The 16,944-nt window shown below is 34.0% G+C and carries 15 protein-coding genes and 1 pseudogene; 6 read left to right on the top strand and 10 right to left on the bottom strand.

Going from position 1 to position 16,944, the window contains the following annotated elements; genetic code table 11:
• The first annotated feature begins 11 nt into the window (after nt 1-11).
• Nucleotides 12-1,193 carry a hypothetical protein gene (locus BW939_RS12510; RefSeq protein ID WP_076452349.1) on the top strand — a complete coding sequence of 394 codons (1,182 nt, stop codon included), beginning with the start codon at nt 12-14 and terminating at the stop codon, nt 1,191-1,193.
• A gap of 60 nt (nt 1,194-1,253) precedes the next feature.
• Here the strand turns inward: BW939_RS12510 and BW939_RS12505 are convergent, their stop codons facing one another.
• On the bottom strand, nt 1,254-1,865 hold the full coding sequence (locus BW939_RS12505; protein ID WP_076452348.1) for an alpha-ketoglutarate-dependent dioxygenase AlkB family protein: 612 nt from the start codon (nt 1,863-1,865) through the stop codon (nt 1,254-1,256).
• Nucleotides 1,866-1,907: 42 nt separating this feature from the next.
• Nucleotides 1,908-2,750, bottom strand: coding sequence for a bifunctional helix-turn-helix domain-containing protein/methylated-DNA--[protein]-cysteine S-methyltransferase (locus BW939_RS12500; protein ID WP_076452347.1), 843 nt, complete (start codon nt 2,748-2,750; stop codon nt 1,908-1,910).
• A 384-nt stretch (nt 2,751-3,134) separates the two neighbouring features.
• Between BW939_RS12500 and BW939_RS12495 the strand changes: the two genes are divergently transcribed.
• Complete coding sequence (locus BW939_RS12495; RefSeq protein WP_076452346.1) at nt 3,135-3,794, top strand: HAD family hydrolase; 660 nt, start codon at nt 3,135-3,137, stop codon at nt 3,792-3,794.
• Nucleotides 3,795-3,906: 112 nt separating this feature from the next.
• Here BW939_RS12495 and BW939_RS12490 read toward each other — a convergent pair whose 3' ends face one another.
• The 5 genes and pseudogenes from BW939_RS12490 to lptB form a co-directional block, all read right to left on the bottom strand.
• Nucleotides 3,907-5,298, bottom strand: a complete 1,392-nt coding sequence (locus BW939_RS12490; protein ID WP_076452345.1) for a type III PLP-dependent enzyme domain-containing protein — start codon at nt 5,296-5,298, stop codon at nt 3,907-3,909.
• A 113-nt stretch (nt 5,299-5,411) separates the two neighbouring features.
• A complete protein-coding gene (locus tag BW939_RS12485) occupies nt 5,412-6,074 on the bottom strand; it encodes a thiamine diphosphokinase (RefSeq protein WP_228417223.1) in 663 nt (220 codons plus the stop codon).
• Entirely contained in the window at nt 6,037-6,606 is a 570-nt protein-coding gene (locus BW939_RS12480; protein ID WP_076452344.1) for a cob(I)yrinic acid a,c-diamide adenosyltransferase, read from the bottom strand. Before BW939_RS12480 ends, BW939_RS12485 begins: the two co-directional genes overlap by 38 nt.
• A gap of 384 nt (nt 6,607-6,990) precedes the next feature.
• The gene (locus tag BW939_RS12475) at nt 6,991-8,310 is read right to left on the bottom strand and encodes a hypothetical protein (RefSeq protein WP_123891585.1); all 1,320 of its coding nucleotides are present in this window, start codon (nt 8,308-8,310) and stop codon (nt 6,991-6,993) included.
• Nucleotides 8,311-8,656: 346 nt separating this feature from the next.
• Nucleotides 8,657-9,382, bottom strand: a pseudogene (lptB, locus tag BW939_RS12470) (LPS export ABC transporter ATP-binding protein); the annotation flags it as partial.
• A 392-nt stretch (nt 9,383-9,774) separates the two neighbouring features.
• Here lptB and BW939_RS12465 point away from each other — a divergent pair.
• Entirely contained in the window at nt 9,775-10,503 is a 729-nt protein-coding gene (locus BW939_RS12465) for a hypothetical protein (RefSeq protein ID WP_076452341.1), read from the top strand.
• A 396-nt stretch (nt 10,504-10,899) separates the two neighbouring features.
• Here BW939_RS12465 and hemB read toward each other — a convergent pair whose 3' ends face one another.
• Entirely contained in the window at nt 10,900-11,889 is a 990-nt protein-coding gene (gene hemB / locus BW939_RS12460) for a porphobilinogen synthase (RefSeq protein WP_076452340.1), read from the bottom strand.
• 116 nt (nt 11,890-12,005) lie between these two features.
• On the opposite strand from hemB, the gene BW939_RS12455 reads away from it, so the two are divergent.
• The 3 genes from BW939_RS12455 (at nt 12,006) to BW939_RS12445 (ending at nt 14,737) form a co-directional block, all read left to right on the top strand.
• Nucleotides 12,006-12,356, top strand: a complete 351-nt coding sequence (locus BW939_RS12455; protein WP_076452339.1) for a T9SS type A sorting domain-containing protein — start codon at nt 12,006-12,008, stop codon at nt 12,354-12,356.
• Nucleotides 12,357-12,461: 105 nt separating this feature from the next.
• The gene (locus BW939_RS12450; RefSeq protein WP_076452338.1) at nt 12,462-13,373 is read left to right on the top strand and encodes an ABC transporter ATP-binding protein; all 912 of its coding nucleotides are present in this window, start codon (nt 12,462-12,464) and stop codon (nt 13,371-13,373) included.
• Between the two features lie 53 nt (nt 13,374-13,426).
• Entirely contained in the window at nt 13,427-14,737 is a 1,311-nt protein-coding gene (locus BW939_RS12445) for an ABC transporter permease (RefSeq protein ID WP_076452337.1), read from the top strand.
• 519 nt (nt 14,738-15,256) lie between these two features.
• Here the strand turns inward: BW939_RS12445 and BW939_RS12440 are convergent.
• Together BW939_RS12440 and sucD are read right to left on the bottom strand one after the other, a co-directional pair.
• Complete coding sequence (locus BW939_RS12440; protein WP_076452336.1) at nt 15,257-15,901, bottom strand: porin family protein; 645 nt, start codon at nt 15,899-15,901, stop codon at nt 15,257-15,259.
• 12 nt (nt 15,902-15,913) lie between these two features.
• Nucleotides 15,914-16,786, bottom strand: a complete 873-nt coding sequence (gene sucD / locus BW939_RS12435; protein ID WP_076452335.1) for a succinate--CoA ligase subunit alpha — start codon at nt 16,784-16,786, stop codon at nt 15,914-15,916.
• Nucleotides 16,787-16,944 lie beyond the last annotated feature (158 nt).

Raw genomic sequence — 16,944 nt, 5'->3', positions numbered from 1 at the left:
AATATTGTAAAATGAAAAAGAACACTTTAAAATTATTAGCTGCGGCATTCATTATGTCTACAACAGCTGTAGTATTTCAATCTTGTAGTGATAGCAGTGATGACGAAGAATTAATCATCAATCCTGGTAGTGGAACTGGTATTGCATCAGACCCAAGTAACTTCAAAGGAGAAATTAAATCTGGTGAAAACATTACACTAGATGCTACTAAACTTTACAAACTTACAGGTTCTGTAATCGTAAGAGGTGGTGGTACATTAACAATCCCTGCAGGAACAAGAATTGAAGCTAACGGTGGTACTTCTGCTTTTATCGTTGTAGAACAAAACGCTAAAATTTTTGCTAACGGTACAGCTACAAACCCAGTTATCTTCACATCACCAAACCCAACGCCAGGAAGCTGGGGAGGTATAGTAATCTGCGGTAAAGCACCAATCAACAGAGGAGCCACTGCTACTTCAGAAGTTGGTGATTCTATCTATGGTGGAACTGTTGCTAATGACAACTCAGGATCATTAAAATACGTAAGAATAGAATATGCTGGTGCAATCTTTACAGGAACAAAAGAATTTAACGGGCTTTCTCTTTTTGGAGTTGGTAACGGAACTCTAATCGACAATGTATCTATGGTAAATGGTTCTGATGACGGTATCGAATTTTTCGGTGGAACTGTAAACGTATCCAACATCGTTTCTATCTACAACGAAGATGATGGTTTTGACTGGACTGAAGGTTGGAACGGAACTGCAACTAACATCTACACTAAAAGAAGAGCAAACGGTATTGGAAACAGAGGAATTGAAGCTGATAACAATGCTGATAACAAAGATGCAAACCCAAGATCTAACCCTACAATCAAAAACGCAACTTTCATCGGTGCAACATCTGGTGAATCTGACGGATTAAAATTGAGAGAAGGTACTTATGCTTCAATCGATAACGTAGTTTTATCTAACTGGAATACAGGTATCAACGTAGAGCACGATCAATCTGTGACTTATTTCAACGGTCAAAACAAAATCACAAAAGTGAAATTTGACAATGTAACCACTAAAGCTTCTGTAAAAGCAACTACAGGAAGTGCGACGGCAACATTACTAACCAACACTTACACAGAAGATGCTTCTGCAACAGGTGCTGGTAATGGAACTACTGCTCCTGCTTGGGCTGCAGGATGGGCTGGAATTCAATAATTAGTTTCTTCATATCAATTGAGAAAACCTCTTCAGATCTTTTTCTGAAGAGGTTTCTTTTTATTCTTCAATCGTCCTGAAGGTTAAATTAATTCTTGGTGTCTTTACTTTTGTTGTTGGTGGAAGGCGGTGAAGCCAGTTTTCCTGAGTTTTGCCTTTCATGACCAATAAACTGCCGCTTTCTAAGAAAATTTCTGCTTTTTCCTGAGTGGTTTTATGTTTAAAGACAAACTTTCTTTCAGCACCAAAAGTTAGGGAGGCGATCGCGCCGTTTTTCTTTAAATCTTTCTCCCCGTCGCTATGGTAAGCCATTCCTTCACTGCCGTCGTGGTATAAATTTAGCAAACAAGAATTGTATGTTTCTCCAGAAACTTCTTCGCACTTTTGTTTTAATTCTAATAATTCCGGAGTCCAGAATCTGGCGTATTTTGTTCGTTTAGAATAAGTGTACTCAAAAGCTCTTTCGCCAAACCATGCCACTTTTCTTTTCGTTAAAATTAACTTACCAAAAATCACCGCCTCATCATTTTCCCAAGGAATTTCACTCAAAAGATAATCATAGAATTTTTTACATGCTTCTTCATTAAAAACTTTACCGTAATATTCTGTAATTCCATCTTTCGGAAGAATATTGATTGGAAATTCTGTAATATCATTAAAGAGAGTAAACATTTTTTTTATTAATTTTTTTTTACACAAGTACACCAATAACTTTTAGGAATAAATCTTCGCACTCTCCCACCCAATCATCAACTGTTTCCTATCGCTTCCCCACATGTATCCACCGATTTTTCCGCTCGACTGTATTACCCTGTGACACGGAATTAAAAACGCCACAGGATTGCTTCCAATCGCCGTTCCAACAGCTCTTGATGCTTTAGGACTTCCTACTTCCTGAGCTAAATTTCCGTAGGTTGATAATTTCCCCATCGGAATTTTAAGAAGACTCTCCCATACTTTTAACTGGAAATCTGTTCCTTTTAAATGCAATTTTATTGTTTCTAAATTCCCCCAGTCTTCATTAAAAATAGACAATGCATTTCTCTGGAAATCATCTTCTTTTTCTGAAAAATCTGCATTTGGAAATCTTAGTTTTAAATCTGAAAAAGCCTTCAATTGATCATTTTCAAAAGCAATGTAGCAAACGCCCTTCTCTGTAGAAGCCGAAATTAAATTTCCAAAAAGACTTTCAGAAAAACTATAGTTAATTTTTAAACTCTTTCCACCATTTTTATATTCCGCAGGTGACATTCCTTCAATCTTAACAAACAAATCGTGCAAACGACTCGTGCTGGATAAACCTGTTTCTAACGTTGTATCAAAAAGACTAATTTTTTCTTCTTTTAAAAGATTTTTAGCATGATTTAAACTGATAAATTGCAAAAATTTCTTCGGACTCGTTCCTGCCCAATCCGTGAACATTTTCTGAAAATGCGCCGGGCTCAAACCCACAAAACCCGCAACTTCATCAAGATTTGGCTGAAGTTGAAAATGATTTTGAATATAATCTATTGCCTTTGCAATTCTCTGATAGTCTAAAATATTCTGGGCAGACATCTTTTATTATTTGATACAAATTTCAGAAGAAAAATCGTAAGAAAAAATCCGCTTCTTGCGGAATTTAATTTAAATCAAATTTAAAGAAGTAAAAATAGGATGACAATGAAATTTTTAATTTAATACCAAATATTTTGAATTTACAGGATAACGATGTGTACAACAAAGGTCTTGCTACTGTGGAGCAAATTTATACGCAAAAATTCACCGTATTTTGGTGCTTCGCAACTTACCAACCCACCTTAAGACTTTATTTCCACTCACATCATTCCGCAGCTTCTCTGCTCCCTTTTGACAAGCATAAATTTTCAAATTAAAACCTTCATCTTAAACTCAAACTTTAACCTTAACCTCAAATTCCTTACCTTTACAAAAACAAAAAATATGTCGTTAAACGCTGTGCTGTTCGATATGGACGGCGTCATTGTGGATACAGAACCTCTCCATAGAAAAGCCTATTTTAAAACCTTTAATCAGCTTGAAGTTGCCGTTTCGGAAGAATTATACACCTCATTTACCGGAGCTTCCACTAAAAGAGTTTTTGAAACTATAATTGGTCATTTTGATCTTTCCGAAACCCATGAGGACCTTTCGGTTATTAAGAGAGCTCATTTCAAGGATTATTTTTATAATGATGAAGAATTTGATTTGATTCCTGGAGTTAGAAATTTGATTGAACATTATTACGATAACGGAATAACCTTAATTCTTGCTTCTTCTGCCACGATGACGACCATCAACATGGTTTTTGAAAAATTCGGACTGGGAAAATATTTCAGCGGGAAAATAAGCGGAGCCGATTTAAAAGAATCAAAACCACATCCTGAGATTTTCCTTAAAGCAGCAGAAATGGCTGGTGAAAACATACAAAACTGCATGGTGATAGAAGATTCTACCAACGGAATTTTGGCTGCACACCGAGCTAATATTTTTTGTGCGGCATATAAAAGTCTTCACACGCACAATCAGGACTACAGTCTAGCCAATATTATCGTTTCAGATTATGATGAACTGGAAGTGGGTAAGATTTCTAAGTTCTTTTAAACAAAAACGGCTCTCAAGAATCTGAGAGCCGTTTTTGTTATAAGTTTTGGCTAAAGCCAACTGAATTTATTATATTTATAAAACGGGCTAAAGCCCGTTCCTATTGAATGATTTAGTATCCCAATATCTTCAAAATATCTTCAGGCCCTTGTCTTTCCCTGAAAATTTCGTACTGAAAATCTCCATTTTCATCTTTCTGAATCAAAACGTGTCTTGGCTGAGGCATTAAACAGTGATGTACACCACCGTAGCCGCCAATCGTCTCTTGATAAGCACCTGTATGGAAAAAACCAATGTATAGCGGTTTTGTATCACTGAAAACAGGCAGATAAATAGTGTTGGTATGTTGTTCAGAATTATAATAATCATCAGAATCGCAGGTCAATCCACCAAGGAAAACCCTTTCGTAAGAATCGTCCCAACGGTTGAGCGGAAGCATGATAAAGTGTCTTGAAATAGCCCAAGTATCTGGAAGAGTGGTCATAAATGAAGAGTCGATCATATTCCATTTTTCTCTGTCGTTCTGGCGTTTTTGAGAAATAATTTTGTATAAATTTGCGCCACTCTCTCCAACGGTAAAGCTTCCGAATTCCGTATAAATATTAGGTTCTTCTACTCCTTCTTCTTCGCAGAATTTTTTGATTTGAGAAACGATTTCTTCTACCATATATTGGTAATCATAATCGAAGTTCAGAGAAGTTTTAATTGGGAAACCTCCACCGATATTCAGTGAATTTACTTCTGGAGCAATTTTCTTTAAACGTGCATAGACACGAAGACATTTGTACAATTCATTCCAATAATATGCGGTATCTTTAATTCCGGTATTGATGAAGAAGTGAAGCATTTTCAGTCTTGCATTCGGATGTTCAGCAATTTTCTGGCTGTAATAAGGGATGATGTCTTTGTATCCTATTCCTAATCTTGAAGTATAAAATTCAAATTTAGGTTCTTCTTCAGAAGCGATTCTGATTCCGATGTCGAAGGTTTTATCTATACTTTCCGTCAATTTATCCAGTTCACGGTAATTATCCAAAATCGGCGTAATGTTTTCAAAACCGTTGTTGATCATATCTGAAATTTTCGCAAGATAATCATCGGTTTTAAAGCCGTTACAGATGACTTCGATATTTTTATCAACCTTACCTTCATTATAAAGGGATTTTACAATATCCATATCGTAAGCCGAAGAAGTTTCTATAGAGATATCGTTCTTCAAAGCCTCTTCAATCACGAATTTAAAGTGGCTGGATTTTGTACAATAACAGTATCTGTAATTTTTTTTGTAGTCGATTTTCTCAAAAGCTTCTTTAAACCAGCCTTTTGCTTTCTGTATATTTTGAGAAATTTTCGGGAGGTAACTTACCTTTAGGGGCGTTCCAAACTTTTCAACAACTTCCATCAAAGGAATGTCGTGAAAAGACAAATTGTTCTCAGAAACATTGAATTCTTCGGTTGGAAAATACAATGTCTGATCAATAAGTTCCGAGTACTTTATTTTCATTTTCTAGCAAGTGAATTAAGAATGCAAAATTGCTAAAAAAGATTGATTTTTTGGTTTTAAATTTTCTTAAAGTTTGATTAGATTGAAAATTAATAAAATTGAAAATTTCTATACTAAAATCCTCTACAGTCTTTGCCTACAAAAACAAGCAAATCTCCTACACCATATTCAATATAAACATTATCTTCTACAGCAGAATTTCTGGTTCCAATCCTAGAGATAATGTTCAGGTTTTCATTGTTTAATGCCCATTTCAAGCCTTTTGTGACTACATTTTCTGCTTGAGGGAAAGGATAAAGTGAGACCAGTTTACCCTTCACATTTGTGAGCAAAAATGTTTTGGGAATAAAAAAATATTTTGAAGATTTATCATAAAATGTGATGTTCAAATTTTCTTTAAATAAAAAAGCGACCGTAAGATTTCCCAAAAAATGATCTTGTTCTCCTCCACTTCCTCCATAAACATCAATGTTTTCAAAGCCTTTTTCTGCAATAATTTCTAAAGCTTTATGAAAATCTGTCTTCTCCTGATCCGGAGTGTAGATAAATTTATCATCATAAATATTTTCATCTGCACCAGAATGCGAATCAAAATCACCGGAAATAAAATCCAGACTGTCCATAGGAAAATCTAATTCTTGCAGATAATGGAAAGCTCCGTCTGTACAAGCAATAAAGCTGTAAACATCTAATTGGGGGAGAGATTTCGGAGCGTCGCCGTTGATGAAAAGGAGTACTTTATCTTTCATTCGGATTCCAGTATTCTTCTGGTTCATTGTTTATTTTAGAAATATATCTTGCCAAAACAAAAAGGTAATCTGAGAGTCTGTTTAAATATTTAATGAGTTCTGAGCGCACTTCTTCGGATTCATTTAAGAAAACCAATGAACGTTCTGCTCTTCTACAAATCGTTCTTGCAGCGTGTAAAAATGTTGCAGATTTTCCACCTCCTGGAAGGATAAAATATTGTAATGGCTCTAGTTTTTCTTCGAAAGCATCCATCCAATTCTCCAATTCCTCAATTTCTTTATCAGAAATAATTAATGGGAGTCTAGATTTTCCGTTTGCCAACATTAATTTGTCTACCGGAGTTGCCGCTTCTGAACCAACTGTGAAGAGATCAAACTGAATTTTCTTCAATTGTTTTAAAACCTCATCGTCCGTTATGTAACTTTTTGAGATTCCGATAAAAGAATTGAGCTCATCAATATTTCCGTAGCTTTCTACTCTTGCGCTGGCTTTAGAAACCCTTGTACCGCCGTAGAGTGCAGTTTCTCCTTTATCTCCTGTTTTGGTGTAAATTTTCATTGCTAGATTATAATCGTTTTCTGAATGCCAAATTAATCAAGGCAATTTCACCTCACTAAATTAGTTTATTTTACAAAAAGGAAAAAATGAAAACCCAATGTTGTGAAAAAAATCTGAATTGCTAGCCCGGAGAGAAACGACATTCTTTTCTGCGGCAGACCAAACCACAGCATTTACCTGAGCCGTTATTGCTTCTAAAAAAGCAAGAAACAAAGTACCGTAAATCATCAACCGATAGGGTTTAATAAACGGTTTCTGTTGTCTATAAATCGCGAAAATACTGAGTGCTTTTGTGAATTGTTTTGCCCTGAATTGGTTTTAAAAGAAAAACGCACCTTTTCTGAGAGAAAAGGTACGAATTACTGTTTTGTTTCTATCGAAATATCATATTTTAGAAAATTCTTCTTCTATAATTTTTAAATTTTTGTTGTGCGGAAATTCTTTTATAACGAGAGCTAAATAATCGAGAATCTCTTTTTCATTTTTAATTTTAACTTGTTTGAAAAGTATTTTATAGTATTCATTATATTTTATCTCTGGGGAATCTGTTTTTAAAATATCTCTGAAATAATCAAAATGATTTGTAAAATTTGCTCTTTGATTCAAGGCAAAAACATCAATAATTTTCTTTAAAAAAGCAGTTTGGTATAATTCAGAATCATTATCATACACAAATTGTTTATTTTTAATAAGTGCATCCAAGTAGGTCATTTTCGGGCCAAGTGCGCCTGGAAATTTTGCAATTAAATTCTCGATATGTTGTATAAATTCTTGAAATTGCTCTTTGGTTTCAACTTCCTTAGGGCTTTTGTTCCAATCAATCTTCCCCAAATCAAATCCGGCTTCATGATCACCAAAATACAAAGGATTTTTTGTTATAAAAGCGCTATATTTTTTGTTATCACTTCCTACTAAACTTGCTACAGGCTGCCCGAAATAAATTTCATGAAAATCTTCAAAAATCTCGTCTCCGGGTTCAAGTTCATCGGTTATTTTAAAATACTCTTCAGAATTCTCACATTTGACTTTAAAAACTAATCTGGAATATTTTTTAGAAAAATAGAGCTTGTTTTTCTTCCATAATTCTGCATAATCAAGTATAATTCTTTTTCTCAGATTCTCTAAATTCTTGTTGTTACCATAAACGAAATAATCAGAATCTAATTTCAGCAATTGAAAATACAATTGATCGTTTTTTGATAAATTACGGTTATTTTGGATTTTTTGTATACTTTTTGATAAACTATCAAAATCAGTTATTGTAAAAATTAGTTCACTTCGATCTTGTAAAATCTTTCGCAATTCAATCTTTTTTAGATCAAGATCATCTTTATATTTTTCTAGAACCTCATTCAGGATTATCTTGTAATCATCATCATTATTAGTTACTGCAAATAGCCATAACTTAAGTAATTGTTTTTCTTTTTGATTAAGTTCTGAAGAATCTATTATCTGGTGAGTGATTTTTTTTCCTTTTGTTTGAAAATTAATCAAACTTTGCAAATAATACTGAGTTTTGGGCCTTTTGCTAATACCTTCCGTTGTAAGAAATTGAATTGCTTCTTCGTAATTTCCTTTTTCTGGATCGCATAAACTAATACCGTAATTTAATTGATAAGAATCTTCTGATGAATCACTGAAATAGGGACTCGTTACAGTCAGCTGCCCATTTAAACATATTGAGATTACGCAGAATAATATCAACAAAATGGTTTTACCCTTCGTACACATAAGTTGTAAGATAATGCAATTCAGACTTACTGGCTGCTTTGGAATCTGCTTCCGCTTTTTGTAAAGAGTAGCTTGAATTGATTTCCTTTTTCTGGAAAACAAAAGAATTGTTGGCATTTTTATCAACAACATCAGCGAAAATATGTTCAATTTCTGAATTGGCTAATGACGAAAAACTCATGTCTTCAAAACCATGCATTAATCTTAGATCATCAAATTGAGCAAAATTGTCTTTTACGAAACTTTGCAATTGAGATTTTGAATCAAAATTTCCTGCCCAGATATTGTAGGCGTAGGTTTTCTTACTTGGTTTGTCAAAAATACTTTGGTAGACAAAATTTTCTCCCAAATACGCCTCTCTTACTTGGGGATCATTTGCCAGCTCTTCCGGAAGACCTTCTTTTAAGATTTTACCTTCAAACATAATATAAGTTTTGTTGGTAATGGCCAATGTTTGCTGTACGTTATGATCGGTAATAAGAATTCCTATGTTTTTATCGGTTAAACTTCGTACAATTTTCTGAATATCTTCTACAGCAATCGGGTCTACTCCAGCAAAAGGCTCATCCAAAAGAATAAAACTAGGGTCGGTTGCCAAACATCTTGCAATCTCGGTTCTACGTCTTTCTCCCCCAGAAAGTAAATCTCCTCGGTTTTTTCTAACGTGTTGCAAAGAAAACTCTTCTATCAACTCATCACATTTCATCTGCTGTTGTTTTTTTGAAAGCTTTGTGAGTTGTAAAACGCCCATAATATTGTCTTCTACAGACAATTTTCTGAAAATAGAAGCTTCTTGTGCCAAATATCCAATTCCTTTTTGGGCTCTCCTGTACATGGCATCGGTTGTGATTTCTTGTTTATCAAGAAAAATTTTCCCTGAGGTAGGTTTTACCAAACCTACGATCATATAAAAAGAGGTAGTTTTACCTGCTCCGTTTGGACCAAGCAAACCTACAATTTCTCCCTGCTGTACTTGCACAGAAACACCTTTCACTACTTTTTTGGGACCGTATTCTTTTATTAAGTTTTCTCCTCGTAAAATCATAGAGGCAAAGATAAAGTTTTTTTGAATTGAAATGATAAAGCAGGAAATTGGTGAAACTAAAAAAATTCACTTTAAAATCTTTTTTTTGATTTCAATTTATTGACAGAATTTACATTATTCAAGAGTCCTTACTTTTTTAACTTTTACAAAGACATCAATTAGCATATAAGTAGTACTGAAATCTCCTTATTTCCCAGTCTTATACTACTCCTCTCCTTCATCCATCATCTGCAAAACAAATAATTGGCTTGCATAACAGTCATTTGGTTAAATTAAAATATTTTTTTTGTTTATAAGAAAATTTTTAATCTTTACTATTTATATATCAATCAAATAAGTTCGTGAGATAGAAAAATTTAATTAATTTTACTTCAACCAAAAACAAAAAAATAATGCAAAACAACCAAAAACTTACAGAGCTTATAGCGCTTGATCTAGGCACCAATATCATCAATAGACTTCCTTATGCAAAGGAGGTTTTTAAATGGCAAGATATCGATTTACTTCCTCATTCGTCGGAAGACACCATGCTGGGGGAAATTTTTGAACGAAATGGCAGAAACTGGCGTACCACCAATAATAATTTAATCGGTTATCTCTTTTCCGGAGCTCAATTGGAAACCGTGAAAAATCAATTAAAAGAAGTGAAAAAATTCACTGCGATGATTCCAGATTTTGAATTTACAAAAGAAAGTATGTTTGATTTCGGATTGTCTTTACCTTCTTTATTTAATATTGACATTCAAGGCGATCTGAAAAATGCTAAAGATTTTTCTATAAAAGTAAGTAATGTAACCAAATCAAGAATTACCAACATCGATTCTCCTGGGATTGAAATTTTAAGAAACTATTCTGCATTTACTCAGGATGAATCTAAGGCATACAGAAAAAATGTAAAATTTAATTTTCTGAGTACCGCCCTTTTTTATGCTGAAAGTGTTGAGATCAATTTGGAAAAAGATTCTGGTGTGGCTTTGGATGTGAGTTTCAGCACTACCAATGTAGATGTACAAACCAATGTAAACACAGCTACCAAGAAGAATTTCATTTTAAAATACAAAGCAAATCAAGCTCCTTTCGCAGCAAAATTTGTGAAGGGTAAGGATTTTGATATTTTATGATTAAAAAAAACTTAAACGTCTTTAACAATGGTTTAAAAAATATACGATGATGTTTATTTATAATTGTCCGTTTTATCATCTAAACTTAGTTTTCCCACAAATTTGGCAAAGATATTTTACTACTCACTGTTTTTTAAGTTTCGCAAATGAAAATTCAGCAATCGCATTACAATTTTAAAAAATTTCAGGTAAAATCGTAAGACTTAGCAAAGGAAACAAGGCTTTTCAATCCTTACAGTCTGTTTAAAATTCATTAAAATTATTTTTAAACAGATTCTTAAATTGAATTAGGTCGAAAAACGGATATTCTGATATTTATTATATTAAAAAAGTTTAAATCAGAATTAATTTTAAAACAAAAAAAAACAGCAACCTGATTCAAGTTGCTGTTTTAGTTTATTTATTCAATAGTATTGCTGCTTCTTTGGCGAAATACGTAAAAATCATATCTGCACCGGCTCTCTTGAAGCACGTTAAGCTTTCTATGATGGTTTGGTCATTATCTAGCCATCCATTTTGTGCTGCCGCTTTTACCATGGCATATTCTCCACTTACGTTGTAAACTGCGATGGGTAGATCGATAGCTTCACGTACTTTAGAAACAATATCCAAATAAGGGAGTCCTGGTTTTATCATGATAATATCTGCTCCTTCATCTACATCTTTTAAGACCTCATTTAAGGCCTCTCTGGAGTTATGAAAATCCATCTGATACGTTTTTTTATCTTTCGGAATATCGCCGTTATCTCTCGGGGCACTGTCTAAAGCACTTCTGAAAGGACCATAGAATGAACTCGCATATTTTGCCGAATAACTCAAAATACCTACGTCGTGGAACCCATTTTCTTCTAAAGCTTCTCTAATGACGAGCACTCTACCATCCATCATATCACTAGGGGCTACAATATCTGCTCCAGCTTCAGCAAGAGAAACCGACATTCTTGCCAAAGCGTGGTTGGTAGCATCATTTGCTATTTTCCCGTTTTCAATAATTCCGTCGTGCCCGTAGATAGAATAAGGATCTAGCGCCACATCTGGCATCACCACCATTTCTGGAACTGCATTTTTGATGGCTTTTATTGTTTGCTGCATCAATCCATCTTTGTTCCATGCTTCTTTTCCTGTATTATCTTTCAGATGCTCCGAAACTTTCATGTAAAGATTAACTGCCTTTACACCTAAAGAAAATAGTTCCTTACATTCTTTTACAGTTAAATCTACACTTCTCCTGAAAATCCCTGGCATAGAAGAAATAGCTTCCTCTTTATTCTCTCCCTCCATTACGAAGACAGGCATCACAAAATCGTTTACAAAAAGACCGCTTTCTCTTACCAAACTTCTCACTGTTTCATTAGATCTCAATCTTCTGTTTCTTGAATATATCATTTTGGAATAATTTTTGAAATATTGTTGCAAATTTAATATAACTATTACAAAAAGCTATTGCACACTATAAAGTAATTTATTATTTTTGTTAGAGTTTATATGCAAAAAATGCGTCAATGAGAAAAATTTTACTTTTATTTATCTTTTCAGCAAGTTTCTTAGGGTTTTCAAATCAAATGAAAGCACAGCAGAGAGAGCCATCTTCTTTATCTCAAAAATCTGATGATGGTATTTTAACGGCATACCCCAATCCTGCAAAAGATGTTTTGGTAGTAAAGGCCAAAGACGCGAGTTTGAAAATAAAGAATGTAACTTTTTACTCTATAATGGGAACTCAGGTGGCGAGTTACAATATCAATACCAACCGGAGCGAGATAAACATAGATAAGCTGAAACCTGGAAAATACATGATCCGTTACATTTTGAGTGACAACACACAGAAAGTAACGCAAATCGTAAAATTATAATATAAAAAAAATCCTGATAATCATCAGGATTTTTTATTGCGCTTATATTCTGTCTTAATTATTCCGTAACTTTCGGCTTCTAATTAATCTATATAGAAAATCCTCATGTTAAAAGCTGAGCACATTATAAAAACCTACGATTCTGGCAGAAAAGTAGCCTTGGATGATTTTAGTATTTCAGTTCCAAAGGGCAGTATTTATGGTCTTTTGGGACCAAACGGGGCGGGTAAAACATCTTTTATAAGAATCATTAATCAAATTACAAAGGCAGACTCAGGCGACATCTTCATCGATGGTGAAAAATTGAATCCTTCCCATATCCGAGATATTGGCTACATGCCCGAAGAGCGTGGCCTTTACAAAAATATGAGTATAGGCGATCAAATTCTTTATTTTGGGGAGCTGAAAGGAATGTCTAAAAATGACGCCCTATCCGAAGCTAAAAAGTGGTTTGAAAAACTACACATAGACCAATGGTGGAAGAAAAAACTCACAGAACTGTCTAAAGGTATGGCACAAAAAATTCAGTTTGTGGTAACGGTTTTACACAGACCCAATCTTCTTATTTTGGATGAACCTTTTTCTGGTTTTGATCCGGTAAATGCAAATTTAATTAAAGATCAAATCATTGATTTAAAAAATAACGGGACCACTATTATTCTATCCACCCACAGGATGGAAAGCGTTGAAGAAATGTGTGATTATGTGGCTTTAATCAACCATTCAAAAAAAATAATTGACGGGAGAGTTTTTGAGGTTCGTGAAAAATTTAAGAAAAACATTTTTGCTGTAAAAATTTCTGAAGTGAATGTGCAAAATTTCAATTTGTTTAAAGAAAAATTTGACGTTCTAAATTTAAAAAACGAGCACAATCTCACCACATTTGATATAAAAAATGAAGTTTCTCAAAACGCTTTAATTACCGAAGTTTTAAAAACAGGGAATATCAGAGTATTTGAAGAGAAAATCCCTAGTATGAATGAAGTATTTATTAATGCAGTCTCAAATAATAATTAATTGATTTTGATATCAATTTTTAGTTTCTTTCAAAATTTCATTTAAAAATATTTATGAAAAATATTATAATCATTACCAAAAGAGAATTTTTGACGCAGGTGAAGAAAAAATCTTTTGTTGTACTTACGCTTTTGGCTCCTATCCTTCTTTTGGCTTTCGGAGCAGTGATTGGTTTAATGTTTAAAGCCAATGAAACACATACTAAAATTGAAGTTGTGGACAACAGTGGTATGTTTGCAAATGGCTTGAAATCTGATGACAAAATTAATTATAAATTTATATCAGCTGGCGACCAAACAAAACAGATAGAAAACTTAAAAAAGTCGGAAGATTATGATGGAATTTTGATTTTACCTGAATTGAACGGATCAGATTACTCAAATTTTGAGAAAAAAACACAGCTTTTGATTAAAACAAAAATAGGTTTTGACACAAAAAAAATAATTGCTGCCGACATCAATGAAGTTCTTAAAAAGGAAAAAATAAAAAATCTTGGAATAGACAATATACAACTGGAGAATCTTGATAAAAGATTTTCTTTAACAACTATTAATCTTTCAGAAAACAATAAAGAAGATTCTGATATGGCTTTTGGCGTAAAAAGCGTTCTTAGTATGCTTTTGATGTACGTTACCTTTATGTTTATCATCATCTATGGTGTACGAGTGATGCGCAGTGTTTTGGAAGAAAAAAACAATCGTGTGGTAGAAATTATCATCTCATCTGTAAAACCTTTTGAGCTAATGATGGGGAAAATTTTGGGTGTAACAATGGTTGCTCTCACTCAATTTATCGTCTGGATCAGCATGTCTGTGGTAGGTGCATTGATTCTAAATACAGGGTTTTCTTCTCTAAAAAACAACATCCCTGGAGGAACCGAAGAAGCGATGAGCAAATTTGATATTGTGGCAATGGGTGCTGAGATTTCTCACAGCCTTTTGGAGCTTAATTTTCCTTTAATCATTTTTGTTTTCATCGTATTTTTTCTTTTGGGATATATGTTTTACAGCTCAATATATGCAGCTGTGGGCTCTGCTGTTGATAATGAGACAGAAACTCAGCAATTCACAATATTTGCGGTACTTCCTCTAATGTTGGGAATGTATGGAAGTGCTACAATAATGAATAATCCTGATGGCCCACTAGGCTTCTGGCTTTCTATTATTCCATTTACTTCGCCGGTAGCAATGATTGCGAGAATTCCTTTTGGTGTACCGGCGTGGCAGATTATACTCTCTATTTTTTTGCTTTTAGGAACAACAATTTTTATGATTTTTGTTGCAGGAAAAATCTACAGAGTAGGCATTTTGATGTACGGAAATAAGGCTAGCTTAAAGGAAATCTGGAAGTGGATAAGAGAGTAGCTTATGTAAACATATCTTATTTTTATATAAAAAATGATAACATAAGTTTAAAGAATCCTTATCATTTATTTGAAAATGGAGACATCAACAATATTGAAACAAAAAGCGGTAAAGGATTACAGCAAATTCAATTGTAAGTTTTCACCTACAAGACTCTGTAAGAGCAATCTTATTATTAAGAAGTATATCATTATTGTACTATAAAAACTGAAATACAATTTACAGATCCTCTTCTGGAGCTTAGATTCTAAAAATAATTCTTCTATTAACTGCTAGCATATAATGGAACTGTATTTGTCCCATCAGGATTTAATGTTAATTGGAAAAATGAAGTCCCATAAAAAAAAGCTGGGGGGATCGAATTGTCAATTTATCCTATAAACTTTGTATTCCTCAATTTATTTAAAATTTTTATCAGACAACAAAGGTTTCTAATACAACAATTTTCCTTCATCTAAAAAACAATACGGGGCAGTTTCCAATGGAAGCCGCCCCGTATTTTTTATTATCAAAAAAATATTAATTGAAGATATAGCTTAAGCTAAGACTCAATACCTGCTCAGATTTTTTCTTTGCAGAATTAGGATCAATTTTACTTTCATCTAATGTTGGGTAAGTATTAGACAAACCCAAATCATATTTAAGTGCTAATTCTAATTGTCTTTTGTAGCTGTAGCCTATACCAAGACCTATTGCAAAATTAAAAGAATTTGCCTTTCCTAATTTATCTGTACGGTAAATTTCTCTTGATTCTTTCGTTACCTTTTGATCCAATAAAAAATTGAATCTCGGGCCAATTAAACCAAAAAATTCCGATTCAGCTTCAGAAAAATATCCTTTAAAAGAAACAGGAACACTGATATAATTATTTGCGTACATCGCATCATAACCTGCAATACCTTTTGCGTCTTTATCTTTTCCAGATTCTCCTGCTCCGTAATACACTACTTCTGGCTGAAGGAAAAACTGATTAGAACTCCCCATAGGAATTAAAGCCAAAACACCGCCTTGAAAGGCCAATCTTGCCCCCGAAGGATTATGTGCATTCTTTACTCGTGAGTAATTTGCTCCTGCAGTAAGACCGAATCTTGTGTTTCTGAAATCAATCTGTGCGGAAGCCAGGAAGGAAAAAGCTAAAGCTGATGCCAATAATATTTTTTTCATTTCAATTTGTTTTTATCCTAAAACTTTTGCGATAGTAACGCCAATTTCTGCTGGAGAATCTACAACGTTGATTCCGTTTTCTCTCATGATTTCCATCTTAGCCTGTGCTGTATCTTCATCACCACCAACTATAGCACCAGCATGCCCCATTGTTCTTCCCTTAGGAGCAGTTTGCCCTGCGATAAAACCTACAACTGGTTTAGTAGAACCACTTTCTTTGTACCATCTTGCCGCTTCAGCTTCAAGACCACCACCAATTTCACCGATCATTACAACCGCTTCAGTTTCTGGATCGTTGATGAATAATTCTAAAGCTTCTTTAGTTGTAGTTCCGATAATTGGATCACCACCGATTCCGATAGCTGTAGAAATTCCGTAACCCGCTTTTACCACTTGGTCAGCAGCTTCGTAAGTAAGTGTTCCTGATTTTGAAACGATTCCTACTTTACCCGCTTTGAAAACGAAACCTGGCATGATACCAATTTTAGCTTCATCAGAAGTGATGATTCCCGGACAGTTTGGCCCGATTAATCTGCATTCTTTGTCAGCGATATAAGATTTTACTTTCACCATATCAGCAACAGGAATACCTTCTGTAATACAAACGATTACTTTGATACCCGCTTCAGCAGCTTCCATGATAGCATCTGCAGCAAATGCAGGTGGTACGAAAATGATACTAACGTTGGCTCCGGCTTTTGCAACAGCATCAGCTACGGTGTTGAAAACCGGTTTCCCTAAGTGCTCGCTTCCTCCTTTCCCTGGAGTAACACCACCTACTACGTTGGTTCCGTATTCAATCATTTGGCCTGCGTGGAAAGTACCTTCGTTCCCTGTAAAACCTTGTACAATTACTTTAGAATCTTTGTTTACTAAAATTGACATTTTATTGTTTTTTAAATTTATTTTTTATCTTTTTACTAATGCCCACAAATTTACTTATTTTTCTTTGATTTCAGATAAAACCTTGATATTAATCTTTATTCCGCCTATTAAAAAATAGAAGATATATATTATTAGAGCCTTAAATTAAGCAATTAAAT

The sequence above is a fragment of the Chryseobacterium piscicola genome, from assembly GCF_900156685.1.
Lineage (GTDB): Bacteria > Bacteroidota > Bacteroidia > Flavobacteriales > Weeksellaceae > Chryseobacterium > Chryseobacterium piscicola.
This window is presented reverse-complemented; position numbering and strand designations above follow the sequence as displayed.

What these genes read in the sequence shown, in the direction of transcription:
- hemB (WP_076452340.1), bottom strand. Translation starts at nt 11,889, where the DNA reads ATGATATATTCAAGAAACAGAAGATTGAGATCTAATGAAACAGTGAGA.
- BW939_RS12485 (WP_228417223.1), bottom strand. Translation starts at nt 6,074, where the DNA reads ATGAACCAGAAGAATACTGGAATCCGAATGAAAGATAAAGTACTCCTT.
- sucD (WP_076452335.1), bottom strand. Translation starts at nt 16,786, where the DNA reads ATGTCAATTTTAGTAAACAAAGATTCTAAAGTAATTGTACAAGGTTTT.
- BW939_RS12440 (WP_076452336.1), bottom strand. Translation starts at nt 15,901, where the DNA reads ATGAAAAAAATATTATTGGCATCAGCTTTAGCTTTTTCCTTCCTGGCT.
- BW939_RS12450 (WP_076452338.1), top strand. Translation starts at nt 12,462, where the DNA reads ATGTTAAAAGCTGAGCACATTATAAAAACCTACGATTCTGGCAGAAAA.
- BW939_RS12465 (WP_076452341.1), top strand. Translation starts at nt 9,775, where the DNA reads ATGCAAAACAACCAAAAACTTACAGAGCTTATAGCGCTTGATCTAGGC.
- BW939_RS12510 (WP_076452349.1), top strand. Translation starts at nt 12, where the DNA reads ATGAAAAAGAACACTTTAAAATTATTAGCTGCGGCATTCATTATGTCT.
- BW939_RS12500 (WP_076452347.1), bottom strand. Translation starts at nt 2,750, where the DNA reads ATGTCTGCCCAGAATATTTTAGACTATCAGAGAATTGCAAAGGCAATA.
- BW939_RS12505 (WP_076452348.1), bottom strand. Translation starts at nt 1,865, where the DNA reads ATGTTTACTCTCTTTAATGATATTACAGAATTTCCAATCAATATTCTT.
- BW939_RS12455 (WP_076452339.1), top strand. Translation starts at nt 12,006, where the DNA reads ATGAGAAAAATTTTACTTTTATTTATCTTTTCAGCAAGTTTCTTAGGG.
- BW939_RS12480 (WP_076452344.1), bottom strand. Translation starts at nt 6,606, where the DNA reads ATGAAAATTTACACCAAAACAGGAGATAAAGGAGAAACTGCACTCTAC.
- BW939_RS12445 (WP_076452337.1), top strand. Translation starts at nt 13,427, where the DNA reads ATGAAAAATATTATAATCATTACCAAAAGAGAATTTTTGACGCAGGTG.
- BW939_RS12495 (WP_076452346.1), top strand. Translation starts at nt 3,135, where the DNA reads ATGTCGTTAAACGCTGTGCTGTTCGATATGGACGGCGTCATTGTGGAT.
- BW939_RS12490 (WP_076452345.1), bottom strand. Translation starts at nt 5,298, where the DNA reads ATGAAAATAAAGTACTCGGAACTTATTGATCAGACATTGTATTTTCCA.